At 45.1% G+C, this 18,843-nt stretch carries 17 protein-coding genes; 12 read left to right on the top strand and 5 right to left on the bottom strand.

All coding sequences use genetic code 11. From position 1 onward, the window contains the following. Positions 1-297 precede the first annotated feature (297 nt). Positions 298-2,742, top strand: a complete 2,445-nt coding sequence (locus EP13_RS10945) for a zinc-dependent metalloprotease (protein WP_081869493.1) — start codon at positions 298-300, stop codon at positions 2,740-2,742. Between the two features lie 293 nt (positions 2,743-3,035). Here the strand turns inward: EP13_RS10945 and EP13_RS10940 are convergent, their stop codons facing one another. The 3 genes from EP13_RS10940 to EP13_RS10930 all read right to left on the bottom strand — a co-directional run bounded on the left by EP13_RS10940 (position 3,036) and on the right by EP13_RS10930 (position 6,070). Then, entirely contained in the window at positions 3,036-3,641 is a 606-nt protein-coding gene (locus EP13_RS10940) for a transposase (protein WP_408605296.1), read from the bottom strand. A gap of 491 nt (positions 3,642-4,132) precedes the next feature. Continuing rightward, entirely contained in the window at positions 4,133-5,254 is a 1,122-nt protein-coding gene (locus EP13_RS10935) for a M14 family metallopeptidase (protein WP_044057319.1), read from the bottom strand. 72 nt (positions 5,255-5,326) lie between these two features. Next, a complete protein-coding gene (locus EP13_RS10930) occupies positions 5,327-6,070 on the bottom strand; it encodes a HesA/MoeB/ThiF family protein (RefSeq protein WP_044057318.1) in 744 nt (247 codons plus the stop codon). A gap of 124 nt (positions 6,071-6,194) precedes the next feature. Here EP13_RS10930 and moaB point away from each other — a divergent pair, with 124 nt between their 5' ends. From moaB to EP13_RS10895, 7 genes are read left to right on the top strand one after another with little or no spacing between them, the layout of a single operon-like run. Further along, positions 6,195-6,701: a molybdenum cofactor biosynthesis protein B gene (gene moaB, locus EP13_RS10925; RefSeq protein WP_044057317.1), complete on the top strand. Its 507-nt coding sequence runs from the start codon at positions 6,195-6,197 to the stop codon at positions 6,699-6,701. Then, positions 6,698-7,180 (top strand): cyclic pyranopterin monophosphate synthase MoaC, encoded by a 483-nt coding sequence (moaC, locus tag EP13_RS10920; RefSeq protein WP_044057316.1) that lies wholly within the window; start codon positions 6,698-6,700, stop codon positions 7,178-7,180. Before moaB ends, moaC begins: the two co-directional genes overlap by 4 nt. A 3-nt stretch (positions 7,181-7,183) precedes the next feature. Next, entirely contained in the window at positions 7,184-7,432 is a 249-nt protein-coding gene (locus EP13_RS10915; protein WP_044057315.1) for a MoaD/ThiS family protein, read from the top strand. A gap of 7 nt (positions 7,433-7,439) precedes the next feature. Beyond that, complete coding sequence (locus tag EP13_RS10910) at positions 7,440-7,907, top strand: molybdenum cofactor biosynthesis protein MoaE (protein WP_044057314.1); 468 nt, start codon at positions 7,440-7,442, stop codon at positions 7,905-7,907. Positions 7,908-7,939: 32 nt separating this feature from the next. Beyond that, entirely contained in the window at positions 7,940-8,812 is an 873-nt protein-coding gene (modA, locus tag EP13_RS10905) for a molybdate ABC transporter substrate-binding protein (RefSeq protein ID WP_052364367.1), read from the top strand. Continuing rightward, positions 8,809-9,507: a molybdate ABC transporter permease subunit gene (gene modB, locus EP13_RS10900; protein ID WP_044057313.1), complete on the top strand. Its 699-nt coding sequence runs from the start codon at positions 8,809-8,811 to the stop codon at positions 9,505-9,507. The genes modA and modB overlap by 4 nt, the downstream gene beginning before the upstream one ends. Further along, the gene (locus tag EP13_RS10895; RefSeq protein ID WP_052364366.1) at positions 9,486-10,592 is read left to right on the top strand and encodes an ATP-binding cassette domain-containing protein; all 1,107 of its coding nucleotides are present in this window, start codon (positions 9,486-9,488) and stop codon (positions 10,590-10,592) included. Before modB ends, EP13_RS10895 begins: the two co-directional genes overlap by 22 nt. 6 nt (positions 10,593-10,598) lie before the next feature. Here EP13_RS10895 and hemN read toward each other — a convergent pair whose 3' ends face one another. Continuing rightward, entirely contained in the window at positions 10,599-11,966 is a 1,368-nt protein-coding gene (gene hemN, locus EP13_RS10890; protein WP_044057312.1) for an oxygen-independent coproporphyrinogen III oxidase, read from the bottom strand. A 468-nt stretch (positions 11,967-12,434) separates the two neighbouring features. Here hemN and EP13_RS10885 point away from each other — a divergent pair, with 468 nt between their 5' ends. Next, positions 12,435-13,085: a DsbA family oxidoreductase gene (locus EP13_RS10885; RefSeq protein ID WP_172655518.1), complete on the top strand. Its 651-nt coding sequence runs from the start codon at positions 12,435-12,437 to the stop codon at positions 13,083-13,085. After that, positions 13,085-14,086, top strand: coding sequence for an XdhC family protein (locus EP13_RS10880; protein ID WP_044057310.1), 1,002 nt, complete (start codon positions 13,085-13,087; stop codon positions 14,084-14,086). Before EP13_RS10885 ends, EP13_RS10880 begins: the two co-directional genes overlap by 1 nt. On the opposite strand, the gene EP13_RS10875 is transcribed toward EP13_RS10880, so the two are convergent. Next, complete coding sequence (locus tag EP13_RS10875) at positions 14,083-16,647, bottom strand: TonB-dependent receptor (RefSeq protein ID WP_052364365.1); 2,565 nt, start codon at positions 16,645-16,647, stop codon at positions 14,083-14,085. The genes EP13_RS10880 and EP13_RS10875 overlap by 4 nt on opposite strands. Before the next feature lie 293 nt (positions 16,648-16,940). On the opposite strand from EP13_RS10875, the gene EP13_RS10870 reads away from it, so the two are divergent. Then, entirely contained in the window at positions 16,941-17,615 is a 675-nt protein-coding gene (locus tag EP13_RS10870; RefSeq protein WP_044057309.1) for a histidine phosphatase family protein, read from the top strand. A gap of 11 nt (positions 17,616-17,626) precedes the next feature. Then, positions 17,627-18,841 (top strand): acyl-CoA dehydrogenase family protein, encoded by a 1,215-nt coding sequence (locus EP13_RS10865; protein WP_044057308.1) that lies wholly within the window; start codon positions 17,627-17,629, stop codon positions 18,839-18,841. Positions 18,842-18,843 lie beyond the last annotated feature (2 nt).

The raw sequence follows: 18,843 nt of genomic DNA, 5'->3' as shown, positions 1-18,843 counted from the left end.
ACCTGTGATGCTGAAAGGTGTAAAACGTTTTGCGTTATTAGGGAGCACCCAGGTTCGATATTCAAGTATTTTCTTTAGAACCCCCAATTTTAAGGTGAACAACAATAGGCAAAAGTTTCAACTTGCTGTAGGGTAGTTAAATTAGAATAAAAAACATAACTCGTTGTTTTATATTGTCAAATAAATCAAGCGCATGGCCTCTCCAAGGCTTGGAGAGTAGCCTTCGTCCCGTTACGTTGAAAACAATGCGTGTTCGCTTTATGACTATTAATACAAGTACATAGAAGGAAATCTTTAATGCTGCAGTTGCACTTATCCCAGTGGCCAAAAAATGATGGCGCAACATTGCGTTACCCTTGGGTGGCCCTATTTTTATTGCTCATTGTTTTTACCTGTTCAGCGAGCGCGGCGCTGCCAAGTATTGAAGAGTTTACCGATGGTATGGTGAAAAAAGAGGGGCTTATTCCACTCTATTATGATCAAAATAACGACAACGTGTATTTGGCGGTTGACGTCAGTGCCAGCGAGTACTTGTTTCAAAGTAGTTTGCCACAAGGTGTAGGCTCTAATGATATTGGGCTGGATCGCGGCCAACTCGGTAAGACACGTTTGATACGGTTTGAACGTTTTGGAAACAAGCTATTGCTTAAGCAGTTGAATACCCAATATCGTGCCGAACACGGGAGTGTGGCCGAGAAGCAAAGTATTGATGAAGCATTTGCCGATTCGGTGCTTGCAGGTTTTGTTATAAAAGCCAAAAGCGGGCAGGCTAATCTTATTGATTATACGCCATTCTTATTAAGCGATATTCATGGGATTGGTAATAGACTCTCCGGCCGTAAGCAGGGCACATATAGTGTGGATGGTAATCGAAGTGGTGTTTACATGGCGAGGACGAAAGGATTTGCGTTGAACACTGAGCTTGAAGCCCTCGTTACGTTTAAAGGAAAAAAACCTGGAGAATATGTTCGACAGGTAACGCCAGATGCAGAAAGTATGACGGTACACTTACATCATTCCTTTATTGCGCTACCTGATGAAGGCTATCAACCTAGAGACTACCACCCTTATTCTGGCTATTGGAAGTTTCGTTTTTTCGACTACTCCACCCCCATTAATGAGCCCACAGAACAGCGCTTTATTACCAGACATCGACTGCATAAAAAAGACCCCCATGCGGGGGTTAGTGAGGCGGTTGAGCCTATTGTCTATTATCTTGATCCAGGTATCCCCGAGCCGGTGATGAGCGCTTTGAAAGAAGGCGCTAGTTGGTGGAATCAAGCATTTGAAGCAGCAGGTTATAAAGATGCGTTTCAAGTGAAAGTCTTACCTGACGGTGCCGATCCAATGGATGTTCGCTATAACGTCATTAATTGGGTTCATCGTGCAACACGAGGGTGGTCTTATGGTTCTTCAGTAGTAGACCCACGAACTGGAGAGATTGTTAAGGGGCACGTGACACTTGGTTCGTTGCGCGTGCGACAGGATTATTTAATTGCACTAGGCTTAACGAGCCCGTTTGAGGGGAATGGCAATGACACTCAAGCGGCACAGGAAATGGCGCTAGATAGAATTAAGCAACTGTCGGCTCATGAAGTCGGCCATACTTTGGGCATTGCCCACAATTTTGCAGCGAGTGAAAACGAGCGCGCGTCTGTGATGGATTATCCACACCCTAAATTGACCATAGTCAATGGGGAGATAAGTTTAGAAGGAGCGTACGACAAAGGTATTGGTAGCTGGGATAAGCATGCTGTGGCCTATGGCTATCAAGATTTTGCGAGCATCAGTGATGAACAAGAAGGGCTCGCTAAAATTGTGGTGAAAGGAAGAAATGCAGGGCTGGCGTTTAAGTCTGATACAGATACGCGTAGTTCACGCCATGGTTCATCCAATGGTCATATGTGGGAAAATGGTGACGACCCTTTAGATGCATTCGATCACATATCGGAGGTAAGGCGTTTAGCATTAGATAATTTAGGGTTAAACACGTTGCCGGCAAACGCCCCTTTGTCATCATTAGAAAATGCGCTTGTTCCCATTTATCTTCTTCATCGATATCAACTTGAAGCTGTTGCTAAACAAGTGGGTGGGCTGGTGTATGAATATGAGAGGAAGGGAGATTACACCACTCCCCAAGGTCAAACTTTTGTTGCACCACAGGTGCAGCAGCGTGCAATGCAACAACTTATAAAAGCCTCCACCCCTGAATACCTTACAATACCAGAGTCAGTGTTGGCGCTGATCCCCCCAACGGCTTACGGCAGTGATATCACTCGCGAACACTTTAAAAGCAAAATGGGATTAATGTTAGACCCTGTGTCGGCGGCTGCATCGGCTAGTGATTTTTCATTACGGTTACTTTTGCACCCTGAGCGGTTGAATAGACTGGAGTGGCAAGTATCGAGTAGCAACGACCGCCGCAAGAAAGTAGGTGTCGAATTACTGGTTAAGCAAATATTGACGGTGCATTGGTATAAAGGTGAGCAAAGTCCATTGGCAAAACGACTTCGACTGGTTGCACTAAACGCAATAATGGATACTGTAACAAGTGACGCTCTGGCGCCTGAAGTGAAACTTGCCGCAGAAACCGCGCTACTGGAGTTTGATGAATGGTTGGACGATGAAGCGGACAATGATGAATATGACATTCTCCATACCTATTTTGAAACCTATTGGAAAACAAAACAGTGGCCTGGCTCATTCAACGTGAAACCGCTACCGCCGGGCTCACCAATATAGCCTTCCTTCCAAACTTGGACATCCACCAAAATTGGTGGATGTCCAATTCTTTAGAAATCACAAACTTTGAATCTAGACACCCGGTTTAAAAGGTGGCTGTCCAATACCGGGAAGTTTTGAAAACCGAGAAGGTATCATTACCCTGCAGATCATCATATGTACAAAACAGTATTGTAAACATGATATTCCGAGGTTTTACGAAAAATAGAGGACAATTACCTGACGGTGACATTAGAAGTGAGTATGAGATAGTTAATTTGAGAGTAGATACTCGCCGATTAGGACTTGAGTTTTTATGACGCCAGCCTGCGTATGGCAATAGGTAAACTTATGTTAGACGCAAATTTATTTTCGATACCGTATACAAGTTCTGACCAATTGACTTGCAAAAGCCCCGTTCTTTCTAATATGGACTCACAATATTCTGGCGTGTTCATTGGTGAACTATCTCTATTTTTTCTGCCTATATAATCAACCAGTAATAGATATTCTCTTAATGAAAAGGGAATGCCCTGGTTGATGTTTTTTGAGTGACTACCTACGAATGGTGCAAGTCGTTTTGCCTGTTTACCTACCTTTGCCGCCAGGATCCTGCGTCTTATACTGGTATGCAAAGAATCTTCTGGCTTGTCAGCTAGGCCAGCTCGCATAGGGTTTAAATCAACATAAGCCATACACGCTAAGAGTGACGCCTCGTCCAACAGTGCTTGCGATTTAAATCGTCCTTCCCAAAAGCGACCAGTGCAATCATCTTCTTTATTTGCACGTCGAGCAATATATTCATTTAGGTGTCTCATATACCAACTTATATCGTATAGACGTTTACGGTAGATTTCGACTGTCTCCATAATGGTGGCAAGCTGATGCTGAGTCAGTAGCTTCCTCTTTGACTTGTTCACAAATTGCCTCGTAAGAAACGTGCCTTTATGTAACCGGTGCCAGCGATGTAGTACTTCTTCTATACTCCATGACTGGGCTTGCGCTTTATTCGCGTTCAATACTAAATGGGTATGGTTAGACATCACCGCATAAGCGCAGACGTCAATAGCGTAAATAGAGGATAGGGTAAGGCTCCGGTTCTCTACCCACTGTTTCCTATGTTCATAACTTTTCCCTGACCTACTGTCTTTTCCACATAAATAAGCACGCCGCACGCATCGTGATATACAGTGGTAGTACGTTGTATTATCGAGATTAATTAGCTGCTTGCGTGGAAGAGGCATAGTAGGCACTGGCTCAAAATTATAAGGCTTATGATAGTGAGACATATTAACGCTCTGTGAAACTGTCCAAAGGAATGGATTTTGAAATAATACAAGAAATTCGAGGTGTGAACTTCAAAGGTTGGACACCCACTAAAATGTGTGGGTGTCCAAGGTTCTGTTATTTGCTAGGTAATTGAGTAGTAATTGGTAAATACCTTGTACAATTGGGTTCCACTTAACACGGATGCGGATGGGAAATGCAGGATGGGGATAAGGTCGCAAGGAGCATTTAACAGTTTACTGCCATTATTGTTGTCTAAATCATCAATATTGAGAATTTGCGCCAATGGTTGACCTTTTGTAATTGCATGGCCTGGTTTCGCTAAATACTCAACCATTCCCCCCCAATCGGTGAACAAAGTTTTATAGTCCCGTAAGTTGACGCCAATTCTTTGCATGCTTTCGGGTTTCACGTCGCATTGATAAAAAGCGCCTTTTGCATTGAGGTAGCTGATTATGCTAGCCGCATCAATCGCTCCTTCACTAAAGTTGATGACTTCCTGACTACCCATTTCTAAGGTGAAAGCTTCAACGTCAAATGAAACATCTCTGTCTAATCGACTTTTTACGTGCTCTTGAAGCGTCCACCAAGGGCAAAACGTGGCCTCATCTAGTGCGCCGGCAAATATGTTAGGAATGAATATGCAATGGGGAATATTAAATAATGCTGCACTATCCTTTGCGTATTCTGGAATATAAATATGACGGGTGGATACAGGGCCATTATGTAAATCTAATACATAATCTGCATTCACTGCCAACTGCTGCAGTTTCAGATTTAATTGCTGGGCTAAACCCAGTCCCCAAGGCTCGGCCAATTTCTCGTTTATGGCGTTTGTAAGATGTTGACGAAAGCGTTGCTTAATACCAGCTATGGACTCTTCAGGGGTTACTGTATTAGCAAAGGTTTCAACACTTCCCTTGTCATAAAAATAGCCTCTGTTCCAATTTGTGCCATTTACCGGGTCGAATCTACCGAGCGTATATTCTCCGGCCTTGATATTGGTGCCAATTGGGTTGCAGTTGGGAACCAATATAATCTCGCCACATATATCCATATTTTTTAAACGCTGTATCAGGTGATATATAACCACATTTCCTTGTACTTCTGCGCCATGGATAGAGCTTTGAATATAAACGGTAGGGCCAGGGCGAGCGCCTTTCATTCGGTAAATGGGCACATTCATGTTTCGCCCCGACGCATTTTGCGCAACGACGAGATGTGATTTCACAACCTCTGTAGTCATGATTGATCCTCTTATTTTTGCAATTTCTTAGTTCTAATTCTTCGTGATCATTATTGCTTTATAACAGGGAGTTTACTTGCATAAATGACAGTGAGTGCCTTCTGGTAACGCCCATTTCTGCCATTCATGAGACAACCCATCGAAGGTCATTAAGGTGTTTAACGGTAAATCGCCCACGCCCATGATGACTTGCATAGCGTACAAGGATTGGTATGTTCCAATGATATTAACCACAGGGGAAAATATGCCCGCTTCAACACAACTTAGTTGGGGGGACGAGAACAACCGCTGAAAACAATTGTAGCAGCAACTCGTACCAGGTAATGCAACAAATAATTGCCCTTCAAACCTTATGGCGGCGCCACTAATTAAAGGCGTGTGGGCGGTATAACAAAGCTTGTTGATGAGTTTGCGAGCATCGCTGTTGTCAGTGCAATCTAGCACAACATCTGCATGCTTTATCAAGTCTAGATGCTGCTCGCTAATGGGGGCATCAACCGTCATTATCTGGCAATCACTGTTCATTTGCGCCAGCTTGTCTTTTGCCGCTAGCACTTTTGGCTTGCCTACGTCTTTATCATTGAATAAAGTTTGCCTTGGAAGGTTATGATGCTCTATGTCGTCAAAGTCTAGCAACGTTAGTTTACCCACTCCACTAGCGCACAAACTGCTTGCGGCAGCGTTGCCTAGGCCGCCTAAGCCTATTATCACAATGTGGGCGTTCACCAGCTTTTCTTGTCCATCAAGGTCAACTTGCGGAAGCACAATATGACGGTTGTAGCGCAAGGCTTGTGTGGTTGAAAGCATCTTAGGCATAGGTTATGACAAGATTATTGTTGAATTCATGGTGTGCACCCTTATAAAGTGTTAACCAATAACAAAATTATGCGCGTACTTTACCAAACTAGCGCCATAGTCGCACAGCAATTTAGGATTTTATATGTCTTCCGTTAGCCAGCCGCTAAACATCGCCGTCCTTACTATTTCAGACACCCGAACACTGGAAACCGATAAGTCAGGTGACTATCTGCATAACGCGCTTTCACAAGAAGGGCATGTATTAGAAGATAGAGCGTTAGTGAAAGACGATATCTATCAGCAACGTGCCATAGTGTCTCAATGGATAGCAAACAAAAACATTCAAGTCATTCTTATTACGGGTGGCACAGGCTTTACACACAGAGATTCCACGCCCGAGGCCATCAGTGTACTTTTTGATAAAGAAGTACCAGGGTTCGGTGAATTATTTCGCCATATCAGTTATCAGGAAATAGGCACCTCGACGATTCAGTCTAGGGCTATCGCGGGGTTTGCAAACGACACGGTTATTTTTTGCCTACCCGGCTCTACGGGGGCCTGTAAAACCGCATGGGAGAAGATAATCTCAAGTCAGTTAAATGCAGATTTCAAACCATGTAACTTCGTTAAACACTTGGTACAGTCATGAGTACCTTTAGCCATTTAAATACGGGTGGTGAGGCCAATATGGTGGACGTGAGTGAAAAAGCGACCACCGTGCGACAAGCCACCGCAGAAGGGTATCTTTATACAAATGCTTCTGTGTTGACTCAAATTAGCGACGCTAAAATCGCGAAAGGTGATGTCTTCGCTGTTGCTAGAGTTGCTGGTATCCAAGGCGCAAAGCGATGCGCTGACTTGATCCCGCTATGCCATCCGCTCGCATTATCAAAAGTGGATATTGGGTTTCAGGTTGAACCCGAAAATGGGCGCATAAAAGCCACGTGCTTTTGTAAACTGAGCGGAAAAACTGGGGTGGAGATGGAAGCGTTGACAGGAGTAAATATTGCGTTATTAACCTTATTCGACATGTGTAAAGCAATTGACCCCGCCATGCATATTGAAGGTGTGAAAGTACTTGAAAAAGTCGGTGGGAAAACAGGTCATTGGCAAAATACGAGTGAATAATGCATGAAAATTACGATAAAGACATTCGCTCAAACACGAGAAATTACTAAAACGCCGAGCTTAGAACTAGACGTTGAAGAAAAAGCCACGGTGGCGAGTGTTATGGCTAAACTCCAAGAGCGCGATGAAAATTGGTCATTAGCGCTAGATACCAGTGTACTGACCGCTTGTAACCACCAACTGTGTGAAAAGGATATGGTGCTTTGTGATGGGGATGAAGTTGCTTTTTTCCCTCCGGTGACGGGGGGGTAATTAAAGTATGTTTGCAGAAATCCAAGTTCATGACTTCAGTCAAGAAACCTTGTTTGAACGATTGAGAAAAGACGCTGATACCAATCATAAAGGCAATGTGGGTGCCATAGTGACCTTTACTGGCTTGGTGAGAGATAACAATCAATCTGGCCGTATAGAGGGTATTGAGTTAGAACATTATCCAGAAATGACTCAGGCGGCGCTGGAAAAGTTAGTACAAGAGACGAGTCTCCGGTTTTCTTTGCGTAGTGCAGGGGTTGTGCACAGAGTGGGGCGCTTGCTCAACGACGAACAAATTGTTTGGGTTGGATGTGCAGCTGCGCATCGGCAAGCCGCCTTCGATGGCGCAAGCTTTTTAATGGATATGCTTAAGCAATCTGTTCCTTTATGGAAAAAAGAGCTTAACCAGGGAGAATCCATTTGGGTTAAACCAAAAGCCTCCGATGATGATGCCGCACTTAAGTGGTTAAAATAGTGAGGCGCCTTGGACGCTTTCTGGCAGCACTGATGTCTAAAATTAAGATGTCTCTTCGTCTATTAAGTGCAGTTTTGTTTCTCTTGATTGGAAGTCCCTACGCGTGGGCAGAAGACACCATTCGCTTAGCCGTCGCCGCAAATTTTGCTGCACCATTAAAAAATATTGTTGATGAGTATTCTCATCAGACGGGTGAAAAATTATCTATTACCATTTCATCGAGCGGCACCTTGTACGCGCAAATTATTCATGGCGCCAACTTTGATGTTTTTTTCTCTGCGGACACGCAAAGGCCTCGAGCTTTAATCGATGCCGGTCGAATTTCAGAAAGTGACGTCGTTCCATACGCTCAAGGAAGGCTCGCTTTTGTAACGCATGACCATGCAATCATTGAAAACGGGCTTACTGACGAAAATGTAAATACGTTACTAGAACAGCACCGTCTAGCTATTGCTAACCCAAAGCTCGCCCCCTATGGCGTAGCGGCGCAGCAGGCTTTAGTTAACCTAGGGTTGTGGGATGATATTAAACCTAGCTTAGTCATGGGTAAGAACGTTCAGCAAACTTATCAATTTTTTACTACTAAAAATGTAGGGGCTGCATTGGTCGCGTATTCCCTAGTTAAAAACAGCGCACCCTCAGTGCTGGTGCCAGACAACGTATATTCCCCAATTGTTCAAAGCTTGGCAATTTTAACACCTCACTCGCAGGAAAAGCTGGACACCCACACAAAGCTGGACACCCACACAAAGCTGGACACCCACACAAAGCTAGACACCCACAGAAGCAAGCATGAAAGGGTAAAGGCTTTTGTGGATTACGTTTTATCTGTGGGTGTCCAAGAAAAGCTGGTGGAGCTTGGTTATAAACCAGTGCTTCCTGTGCAGAGAGCGATAAGCGAATGATGGGCATGGATGAGTCTACCATTGCCGCCGTGGCACTTACTTTAAAGTTGGCACTTGTTACTAGTGTTTTGCTTATGCTCATTGTGACGCCAATGGCGTGGCGTTTATCTCGGTGGCAGAGTGCCTTTAAACCGTTTGTGCTAGCGATATTTTCATTGCCTCTCGTTTTGCCGCCTACGGTTTTGGGATTTTATCTTTTGGTGGCTTTCTCTCCTCAAAGCCCAGTCGGGGAAGTGTGGGTGTCCATGACTGGAGAAACGCTGGCATTTAGCTTTGAGGGGTTGGTGTTGGGCTCGATTATTTACTCTTTTCCTTTTGCTTTGCAGCCACTTTATGGAGGGTTTGTGCAGTTGGATAGCCGTTATTTAGAAGTTTCACAATCCTTGGGTTTGAATCGTTTTCATACTTTTATAAAGGTGGTGCTTCCCCTTTGTAGAGCGCCAGCTTTGGTGGCATTTGGGCTTAGTTTCGCCCATACCATAGGTGAATTTGGGGTGGTATTAATGATTGGCGGGAATATCCCCGGCGAAACGCAAGTATTGTCTATTTCACTTTACGAACAGGTTGAGGCGCTTGAATACGAGCAAGCCCATCTACTTTCCATGGCGCTACTCCTTTTTTCGTTTTCGCTTTTAGTTTTACTCTATCGTTTTAGCGGCAAAGGGGGGCTAGGTTGGAATTTGTCGTCTCGTTAAGTACGCGCATCTCGCTTCGTGCCGAACTGTCTTTACACGCCACTATAGTCGGTGTGACTGGGCCATCTGGGGCTGGCAAAAGTTCGCTATTACGGGCGTTGGCGGGCTTTGAAAAAAACGCCCACGTTACTGTCAATTGGCAGCTAGCGTTACCAACTGAAAAAGAAACAAAAGTCGGTATTGTGTTTCAACAGCCTATGTTGTTTCCTCATCTCAATGTTAGGGGTAATTTAGCGTTAGCACAGGAATATGCAGGTAATAATACAGTCAACTTCGAAGAAGTTGTGAAAGGCTGTGAGTGTGCGCATTTACTCGATAAACCTATTCAGACGCTTTCTGGTGGTGAAGCTCAGCGTGTAGCGCTCGCTAGGGCTCTACTTAACGCGCCAAATGTATTGTTACTCGATGAGTCTATCAGTGCGTTAGACGGGAGGTTACGTCGGTCTGTGTTGGCGTTTATTCGTCAATTTTGTCATGCCAATCAAATGCGCTGTATTTTAGTGTCTCACGATTTAAATGACTTGGCCGTTTTCACTGATGAAATTCTATTGATTGATAGGGGCGCGTTGGCTTTTTCTGGAAACACGAAAGACGTGATTAATCACATCAACAGAAACGCAGCGTCAAATGAAAGCAACGATGAGGGCGAAGAATTCGTGACGTTTTCGGTGTTGGAGGGGCAGCTAATACCTAACGATCAGGGCTTTCCCTACCCATTTAAGCGCGTTCAGTTAGGTAACCATTGGATTTACGCTGAGATACCTGATGCGCTGTTTATCAGTACCACGCCAGGTAATACCGTTCGCTTAACGGTACCTGCCAACGAAGTTAGCATAGACACCCTTACCGACTCTCACCAGTGGCAAACCAGTATTATAAATGCGTTACCTTGTGAAATCGTGGATGTCGCGCATCCCAAAAATGCATCTGCAAGCAGCGTGACGGTTACACTGGCGATCATTGATGGGGCTGGCAGCCAAGGCACGCAAACACTGATAACCCATATCAGCGTGCTCTCTTTTGAAAAGCTAAAGCTTGCACCAGGAATGAAAGTCACGGCAAGGTTTAAACTGTTGCGCCATTAATTGGGATTAAATGGCGCTTGAATAACCAGTGAGTGTATATTGCTTGTTTAAATAGGCATCAAAGCGAGCACAAACCGCTCGAATATAAATGCGCGCTGCTTCTGGTACACGTATTTCATTCTCCCCAACGTGTACCAGATTATCTTTTGCTAACGGTGTCAGCGCCTCTAACTCTGATTCGAAATAGTCGTTGAAACACAGAGCATATCGGCTTTCTATATCTTTAATATTCACGCTTAAGTTGCACATTAATGACATGATGACGCTTCTTCGAACGAGATCGTCCTTCGTCAGCAACACACCTTTTTCCGCAAGCGGCAATTGATTATCTATTTTGTGGTAATAGTCTTTTATTTTTTTGGGATTTTGAACGTAAGCGTCACCAATTGTACTGATTGCTGATACCCCCAAGCCCAGAGAGTCCGCTTGCCCAAGGGTGGTATAACCTTGGAAGTTACGATGTAATGTGCCGTTATTTTTGGCGCGGCTTAATTCGTCACTTTGACTAGCAAAGTGATCTAACCCAATCATGTCGTACCCCGCTTCTGTAAAACTATCTACCGCCAATTGATAGAGCTGTGCCTTCATTTCTGCAGACGGAAGGGTGGAGTGGGGAATTTTTCGCTGTGCCGCGAATCGTTCGGGGAGATGAGCGTAGCTAAACAAGGCGACTCGGTCTGGGCGCATCGCTTTTGCTGCCATCAGCGTCTTGCTAAACGTTTCAAGGGTTTGCTTTGGAAGGCCGTAAATTAAATCAATATTAACCGATGAGAACCCTTTGTTTTTTGCCTCAAGTACCATATTCGCGATATGCGACGTGCTTTGAACCCTATTAATGGCTTTTTGTACTTCGATGTCTGTGTCTTGCACACCAAAACTGACGCGGTTGTATCCAAGTTCAGCCAATAAAGACAAGTAGGCTTCTGTGGTATGTCTAGGGTCAAGCTCAATCGACATTTCAGTCTGCGTGGAAAACGTAAAGTGTCGGCGTAGCAAGTACATTAAGTAGGTTTGTTGCACACTGGATAGAAAGCTGGGAGAACCGCCCCCAAGGTGCAAAGATACCACCTTCTTACCATCATACAGCGGCTTTTTTAGTAGCATTTCTTGCTCAAGATAACTGAGGTAATCGTCTGCCTTATCGTTGTGTCGGGTGACCGTTTTATTGCAGCCGCAGTAATAACATAGCGTATCGCAAAAAGGAATGTGGATGTATAAGGCCAGATCGTCTGTGCCATATTTCCACGACGCTTCGTTAAGTGCATTAGCAGGAACCTGGCTAAACTTTAATGCGGTAGGGTAAGAGGTATACCTGGGCGCTTGTTGAGCATATTTAATAACGGTGCTATTTGGCACTAACGGGGGCGTAGTCATAATTTAACTCTTTTTACGTCGTCGCACATTTCGGTGTTGTTAATGATGCTGATATGCCTTGCATCAGTAGTGAATACTTTGCGCACATCCAATAATTCTTATGCCTGAAGTGTAGTACAGTTAAATTTTACAAATGTTGATCTGGTGCAAGCTTTGTCTTGTTATGTCTGTTAAATTTTTTTCACCTTTAGTGTCACCTATTTCTGCTTTACATTCACCCGCAGTCAGGGTGAACTCTTGTCGTTATTGAGCGTATGAATTTACAAAGAATTTGTTAACGGGCGTGGAATGCCAGACGGTCTTGGGGCAGAGTTCAGCGTCAATGTGCCTAGCGTTTATGTCAGTGGCCGACAATGGTGCGCTTTTTATCGGTATTCGATAGTCACTGACTTGAAGCCGCATTCGTACCGCCTACAATAGAATTATTTGAACAGGTGTTCACATTTGTAAATGCCTACAGGAGTGATAGTGAAAAAAGTATCAATAGACATAGTATCCGACGTAGTGTGTCCATGGTGTATTGTTGGTTATCAGCATCTGCAACACGCGGTGGCTATGCTGGATGATGTTGAAGTTTCGGTTAATTTTCATCCATTTGAACTAAACCCTTCCATGCCTGAAGAAGGGCAAAATCTGCGTGAGCACGTTATGCAAAAGTACGGCGTAACCGAAGCGCAGAGCCAGCAAACGAGAGAGCAGCTCACCGACATTGGTGATGCCGTTGGCTTTAAGTTCGACTATTTCGATGAAATGAAAATGGTAAATACGTTCAACGCTCATCAGGCACTGCATTTAGCCAGTTTAAAAGGCAAGAAAGAGGCGCTTAAGCTTCGCTTGTTCGCGGCATTTTTTAGTGAGCGCAAAGACGTCAGCGATATTAGTGTGCTTATCGATGAAGCAGTAGCAGTAGGTTTGGAAAAAGAAGATATTCAACAAGCATTAGCGCAACAAACCTATGCTGATGAGGTTAGAATGGAAGAACAACTGTGGATGCAACGCGGGATTCAGAGTGTGCCCACCTTTGTGATCGGGAATCAAGGTGTGGCCGGGGCGCAGCCTCCAGAAACCCTTGCTGCCTTTATTCAAGAAGCCATCTTACAAGAAGCAAACGGTAATTGATGAGTAATCAAACGCTGCATTTGTTGTCTCAGTGGGCGCCACTTAAAGATAAGCACCAGTGGGTGCTGGGGTTAATTTACAAGACCGAGGGGTCCTGCTACCGAAAAGCTGGCGCACTCATGCTATTTAGCGATGACGGTCATCAATTAGGTATTTTAAGTGGCGGCTGTCTGGAAAGTGACATACATCGTAAAGCGCGTCGTGTCATGCAGGACAAAAAGGTACGCCATACTATTTATGACGACAACGACGAAGAAGATATTGCGTTTAAGTTGGGGGTGGGTTGTGGTGGCGTGGTTCATCTAGCACTATTACCCGTAGAGGCTGAAAACTGTTATTTATCTCTGGAAAAGGCATATCAAACCCTACTGAATGGGCAGCACTGTCGTTGGAAGCTTAATTTGGAGGATATATCAAATAGCCAAGTGAGCTCTCCTAGTGAAGTACAACAGTTAAATAAGCTGGCTAAACTCGATGACCATGTGAATTACGCCCCTCCTTATATCGATATTCCATTCACCTGTCCGCCACATTTGCTGGTCGTGGGCGGGGGTTTTGACGCAACCTTTGTGGTTAAAATGGCCCATTTACAAGGTTGGACAGTCAGTGTTTGGGATCCAAGGCCGGCGCAGGCCAGAGTTGAGCATTTCTCTTTGGCGAATTACATCGTGTCATCCAGCGAGGTTTCGGCTGTATCAGAACACATGAGTGTCCATAATGTTGATGCGGCGGTATTAATGTCCCACCATAGAAATATAGACGCTGAAGCGTTGAAAGCACTGAGTGCTCATCACCTGCAATACATCGCGATGTTAGGCCCCAAGCACAGAAAAGAGGAAATTCTGTCGCTTGCACAGGTTGAGGAAAGTGCATTTAGCGGCGTTTTTGTAAGCCCTGCAGGATTTGATATTGGCGGTGAATTACCTGAGAGTATCGCGCTGTCCGTTATTGCACAGTGTCATAGCGTTTTGGCGGGAAAGGAAAGCAGTGGGAAGCGCTAAAAGCGCTTTCTCACCGTCACGCCGTAGCTGCGAGGTGCGCCCGGGTAAGCCATAATTTTTCCTTGTTGAACGGGCACATCAAAACCACTTCTTGCTACATATTCTTCATCGAAAAGGTTTCTCGCCCAAAAGGTCAGGTGGCTGTCTAGGTCAGCGAAATACAGGTTTAGTCTTGCGTTAACTATCTGGTAAGCAGGTGAACGTTTATAGGGGTCGTTGGTATCGTCTAAATACACATTTCCCGTGTATTGGTAGTCTACACTCACCCATCCATCGATGTCAGATAAGGTGAAATATTGAGTGACGGTGAGGGCCGCACTATTTTGAGGTTCGAAACCCACCCTGTCACCGTCTCTGGCACAAAATGGATCTTCTGGCGTCGCCCTACCTGGGTCGTCATCTCCCGTATGCCACGTATAGGCAACCCAACAGGTCCCTTTTTTAAATGTCTTAAAATTAGCGAGTGTACGGGCTGCACTGAAGGCTAACTCTGTGGTGTCAGTCATATACCAGTTAGCGTCCAGTTCAATACCTTTTACATCAATGTCACCTGCGTTTTGCAGGTTAAATCCAGTGCCATCGAATGTGGTGGCTTGAAAATCGCTAATTTGGGTGTAGTGTGCAGCAAGGTTCATTCTAAGACCTAGCTCTCGCCATTCTTGTTTAACGCCAATTTCTGCACTGCGTGCCTTTTCTGCATCAAATACCGCATCAAACTGGGGTGAAATTCGGTCTGTATTGGTGCCGCCGGCTTTATAACCTGTGGCTAAGCTAGAATAAAGCATAGTGGTTTCGCTGGGACGATACGCCAATTTGACTGTGCCGGTCAGTTGGTTGTCGCTGAATGTCGCCATGAGATCGTCCCTAGGCAATACCGTCGCTGCACCAAGAAAATAATATCCCCAACCATCCGATTGAAAGGGAGAAATAGCAGCGAGTGCAGAATCACTCGGTGCATCTCCAGCAGCTAGGGCCGTGCCAATTTGTTGCAATCCGGCCAGTGCTTTGGACACATTCGGCCACTCCTGAGAATTTTTGGCTAACCCATCAATGCTTGGCCCTTGTTCACCGTATTGGCCCAAAATGTCCTTATCTTCAATGGTATAACGTAACCCTGTGGTTAGGGTTGTTTTCCCATTTAGTCGCCAGTCAGCTTGGGTAAAAAGGGCAAAACTGTCTTGCTCTTGATAGGCCGAATGATAAAAGACGGTATTGCTAGGTGCTAACACGCCCGCGGGTGCAATAGCCCCAGCAGTGGCTTGACTTAACCCGTCAATCGCATCAGCAAGAGGCAATAAATCGGCAGCGGCAATAGTAAAAAATGATGAAAAGTCTTCTTGGGTCGTCGTATTAAAATCTACGTCGAGATTTTGCGTGAAATAGTAGACGCCAAAAATGGCGCGCATGCTTTTACTTTTGTAGTGAGCGCGTATCTCTTGTGAAAAAGACTGTTGTCGGGCATCGTTTTCAGCCGTGAGCAAATTGGCATCGGAGAAGTCGCTATCAATAATATCAAAGCTATCGAAAGCCCTAAACGCACTGATACTCACCAACGACCACACATCATTGAACTTAATGTCCAATTGAGCAGAAATGCCTTTGTCTGTCATCTTTGAGGTGGGAACCTGAGAAAGTGACGTGGTGTACTGGAAAAAATTATCGCGGCTGTAAAGAGTGGCATTGAAGGGAGGGGCCTGCAACAGGGCATCAGTACCAAACTTGCCGGGAACGCCATTCGCTTGCAGGTTACTTTGCCATGTTAATGCACCACAACACCTTTCATCTAGTTCTCCATAGTCAGCAACAACACGAAGGCTAAGCGTATCTGAGGGCGTATACAGCCACTGTACTTTCACCGCAGAGCGGTTTTTGTTGTTTAGCGTTTTTCCTGAATGGGTGTCTTCAATAAAACCTTCTGCGCGGCTACTGAAACCTGAAATGCGCATCGCTAAAATGTCATCAAGTACCACAAAAGACGCCGCGCCACTTAAACGCAAAAGTTCGTCATTGCCGGCAAGGACTTCAACAAAGCCATCAGTCTCTTCAAATGAGGGCGCGACGGAGGAGACTGTCATGGCGCCCGCAGCGGTATTTTTACCAAACAAGGTACCCTGAGGCCCGCGCAAAATTTCTACAGAAGCAATATCTACCAGGTCGTTAATGAGCGCGTTTTGACGAGAGCGGTACACGCCATCTACATATAATCCTACTGAAGACTCAAAGCCAAAATTTTGCGAGGAAGTCCCGATGCCCCTGATTGAAAATCCAGAATTGGTTACGCTTTGGTTTTGAAAGGCGGCAAACGACGGAACATAATTTTGTAAGTCGAATACGTCTTTTATTACTGCTTCTACTAAGCTGTCACCAGACATTGCCGTCACCGCCACAGGGACTTCCTGTAAGTTTTGCGGCGATTTCTGCGCATTTACCACGATATGCTCAAGCTGGTTCTTATCACCTTGTGTGGCGTGAACTGATGGGGATAAAGTTGCGAATGCACACAATACAGCCAATGCACGTGGCAGAAGGGGGGCGTCGCTGTTCAAATTTAGCGTAATCATTTTGATAATAAAAGCTTCCTAGGTGCCTCTATGAGGGGATGAAGGTATTCCCAACCTTGATATATAACAGCTTTCCTAGCTTTATTCACAATTAGCGCGTGGCTAAATGACCAGCTTATTGTGTCAGAATGTGCAATTTAAGCGCAATTTAAAATGCCAATCTTAAACTAAGGTCTAATATTCTACCTGTGCGTTATAGTTTCACTTGATGAATGCTCATTCAAAATATCAATTAAACTTATGGGTTTATATTTCTTACCATGCTTAACATATTGATAACATTAGAGCGCGTAATGACAGATATCTATTTAGTTCGCCACGGGCAAGCTTCGTTTGGAAAAGCGAATTATGACAAGTTAAGCCCCCTTGGCGGGCAGCAAGCCCATTGGCTAGGCGAGTATTTTAAGCAGCGCGATATTGTCTTTGACGAAGTCTTGTCAGGCGATATGGTGCGCCATCATGAAACCACCCAGGGCATTGCCAACGGTTTACAGTATCTGCCAGACCCCACGGTGACTTCAGATCTTAACGAGTTCAACTTTCAAGCCGTCGCACAGGCCTATCTGTCGGCTAACCCACAGGATAGGGTGCCAGAAGGCGCATCACCTGCTGAATATTACCGGCTTTTGAAAAAGGCCATGCTTGCGTGGTCTGAAAACACATTACCTGAAGCGCTAGTTGAAGAAACGTGGCAGCAGTTTGAGGCGCGGGCAGCGAACGTTTTAACCAGCCTACAAAATAGCAGTGCACAGCGCATTTTAGTGGTGAGTTCGGGGGGGGCTATCGCCATGATGCTTAAACATATCCTAGGTTACAGCGCACCTATGGTTATTAACATGAACCTTCAAATTCGCAATGCCAGCTTTACACAATGTTACGCCAATTCACGCAGCATTCACCTTAACAATTTTAACAGCGTGCCTCACTTAGATGTGATTGAAAAGTTACACGCAATTACCTACAGCTAAACGGTGCAGATATGAATTTTGAGTACAATGAAAAAACGCAATCGCTTTTAACTCAGTTGAGAGCATTCATGCAAAAAGAAGTCTATCCCATCGAGCAAGAGTACATTCATGGGGTTGAAAATGGCGAAGATCGTTGGAAAACCCCGGCGTTGATGCACACATTAAAGCAGCGAGCCCGTGATGCAGGTTTGTGGAATTTGTTTTTACCTGAAGAGTATAAGCCTTATGGTGCAGGACTGACCAACGCCGAATATGCGCCTCTTTGCGAGGAAATGGGGCGCGTGTTGTTTAGCTCAGAAATTTTTAACTGCAGCGCGCCGGACACAGGCAACATGGAAGTGTTGGCAAAATATGGTAACGAAGCACAAAAGCAACAATGGCTTGTTCCTTTGCTCAATGGCGAAATTCGTTCAGCATTTGCCATGACCGAACCGGCTGTAGCGTCGAGTGATGCAACAAATATTGAAACGTCGATTACGCGAGATGGCGACGAATATGTAATTAACGGGCGCAAATGGTACACCAGTGGGGCAATGAATGAGAATTGCAAAATTATGGTGGTGATGGGGAAAACCGACTTTGACGCCCCTCGCCATGAACAGCAATCTCAGATATTAGTGCCCATGGACACCCCTGGGGTGACAGTGGTTCGGCCAATGTCCGCAATGGGATATTATGATGAGCCTGTGGGTCACGCCGAAGTTGAATTTAATAATGTGCGTGTGCCGGCAGACAACTTACTGTTAGGCGAGGGTAGAGGATTTGAAATTGCTCAAGGCCGTTTGGGCCCTGGCCGTATTCATCACTGTATGCGCCTTATCGGCTGCGCTCAACGGGCGTTAGATCTTGCCTGTGAACGGGTTGAACAGCGAGTCGCATTTGGAAAACCACTTTCAAAACAGCAGTCTGTGCGCGAGAGTATCGCGAAGATGCACTGTGAAATAGAGCAAGCACGATTACTTACCCTAAAAGCAGCAGACAAGATGGATAAGTATGGCAACAAAGTTTCACGGGATCTTATTGCGGCCATAAAAATTGTTGCGCCATCCATGGCATGTCGAGTCATTGATGAAGCCATTCAAATGCATGGTGCCGCAGGAACTAGCCAAGATTTTGTGCTATCTGCTATGTATGCCTATGCAAGAACCATAAAGCTGGCTGATGGGCCAGATCAGGTTCATATGATGCAGCTTGGCAGAAATCTCATTGCAGACAAGAATGCGTAAGG

The sequence above is a fragment of the Alteromonas australica genome (assembly GCF_000730385.1).
Taxonomy (GTDB): Bacteria; Pseudomonadota; Gammaproteobacteria; order Enterobacterales; family Alteromonadaceae; genus Alteromonas; species Alteromonas australica.
The sequence above is the reverse complement of the archived record's forward strand: the minus strand, read 5'-3'. Positions and strand labels throughout refer to the sequence as shown.

Excerpts from the sequence above, each read along its gene's own strand:
- EP13_RS10945 (WP_081869493.1), top strand. The coding sequence starts at position 298 with ATGCTGCAGTTGCACTTATCCCAGTGGCCAAAAAATGATGGCGCAACA.
- EP13_RS10935 (WP_044057319.1), bottom strand. The coding sequence starts at position 5,254 with ATGACTACAGAGGTTGTGAAATCACATCTCGTCGTTGCGCAAAATGCG.
- EP13_RS10930 (WP_044057318.1), bottom strand. The coding sequence starts at position 6,070 with ATGCCTAAGATGCTTTCAACCACACAAGCCTTGCGCTACAACCGTCAT.
- moaB (WP_044057317.1), top strand. The coding sequence starts at position 6,195 with ATGTCTTCCGTTAGCCAGCCGCTAAACATCGCCGTCCTTACTATTTCA.
- moaC (WP_044057316.1), top strand. The coding sequence starts at position 6,698 with ATGAGTACCTTTAGCCATTTAAATACGGGTGGTGAGGCCAATATGGTG.
- EP13_RS10915 (WP_044057315.1), top strand. The coding sequence starts at position 7,184 with ATGAAAATTACGATAAAGACATTCGCTCAAACACGAGAAATTACTAAA.
- EP13_RS10910 (WP_044057314.1), top strand. The coding sequence starts at position 7,440 with ATGTTTGCAGAAATCCAAGTTCATGACTTCAGTCAAGAAACCTTGTTT.
- modA (WP_052364367.1), top strand. The coding sequence starts at position 7,940 with ATGTCTAAAATTAAGATGTCTCTTCGTCTATTAAGTGCAGTTTTGTTT.
- modB (WP_044057313.1), top strand. The coding sequence starts at position 8,809 with ATGATGGGCATGGATGAGTCTACCATTGCCGCCGTGGCACTTACTTTA.
- hemN (WP_044057312.1), bottom strand. The coding sequence starts at position 11,966 with ATGACTACGCCCCCGTTAGTGCCAAATAGCACCGTTATTAAATATGCT.
- EP13_RS10880 (WP_044057310.1), top strand. The coding sequence starts at position 13,085 with ATGAGTAATCAAACGCTGCATTTGTTGTCTCAGTGGGCGCCACTTAAA.
- EP13_RS10875 (WP_052364365.1), bottom strand. The coding sequence starts at position 16,647 with ATGATTACGCTAAATTTGAACAGCGACGCCCCCCTTCTGCCACGTGCA.
- EP13_RS10870 (WP_044057309.1), top strand. The coding sequence starts at position 16,941 with ATGACAGATATCTATTTAGTTCGCCACGGGCAAGCTTCGTTTGGAAAA.
- EP13_RS10865 (WP_044057308.1), top strand. The coding sequence starts at position 17,627 with ATGAATTTTGAGTACAATGAAAAAACGCAATCGCTTTTAACTCAGTTG.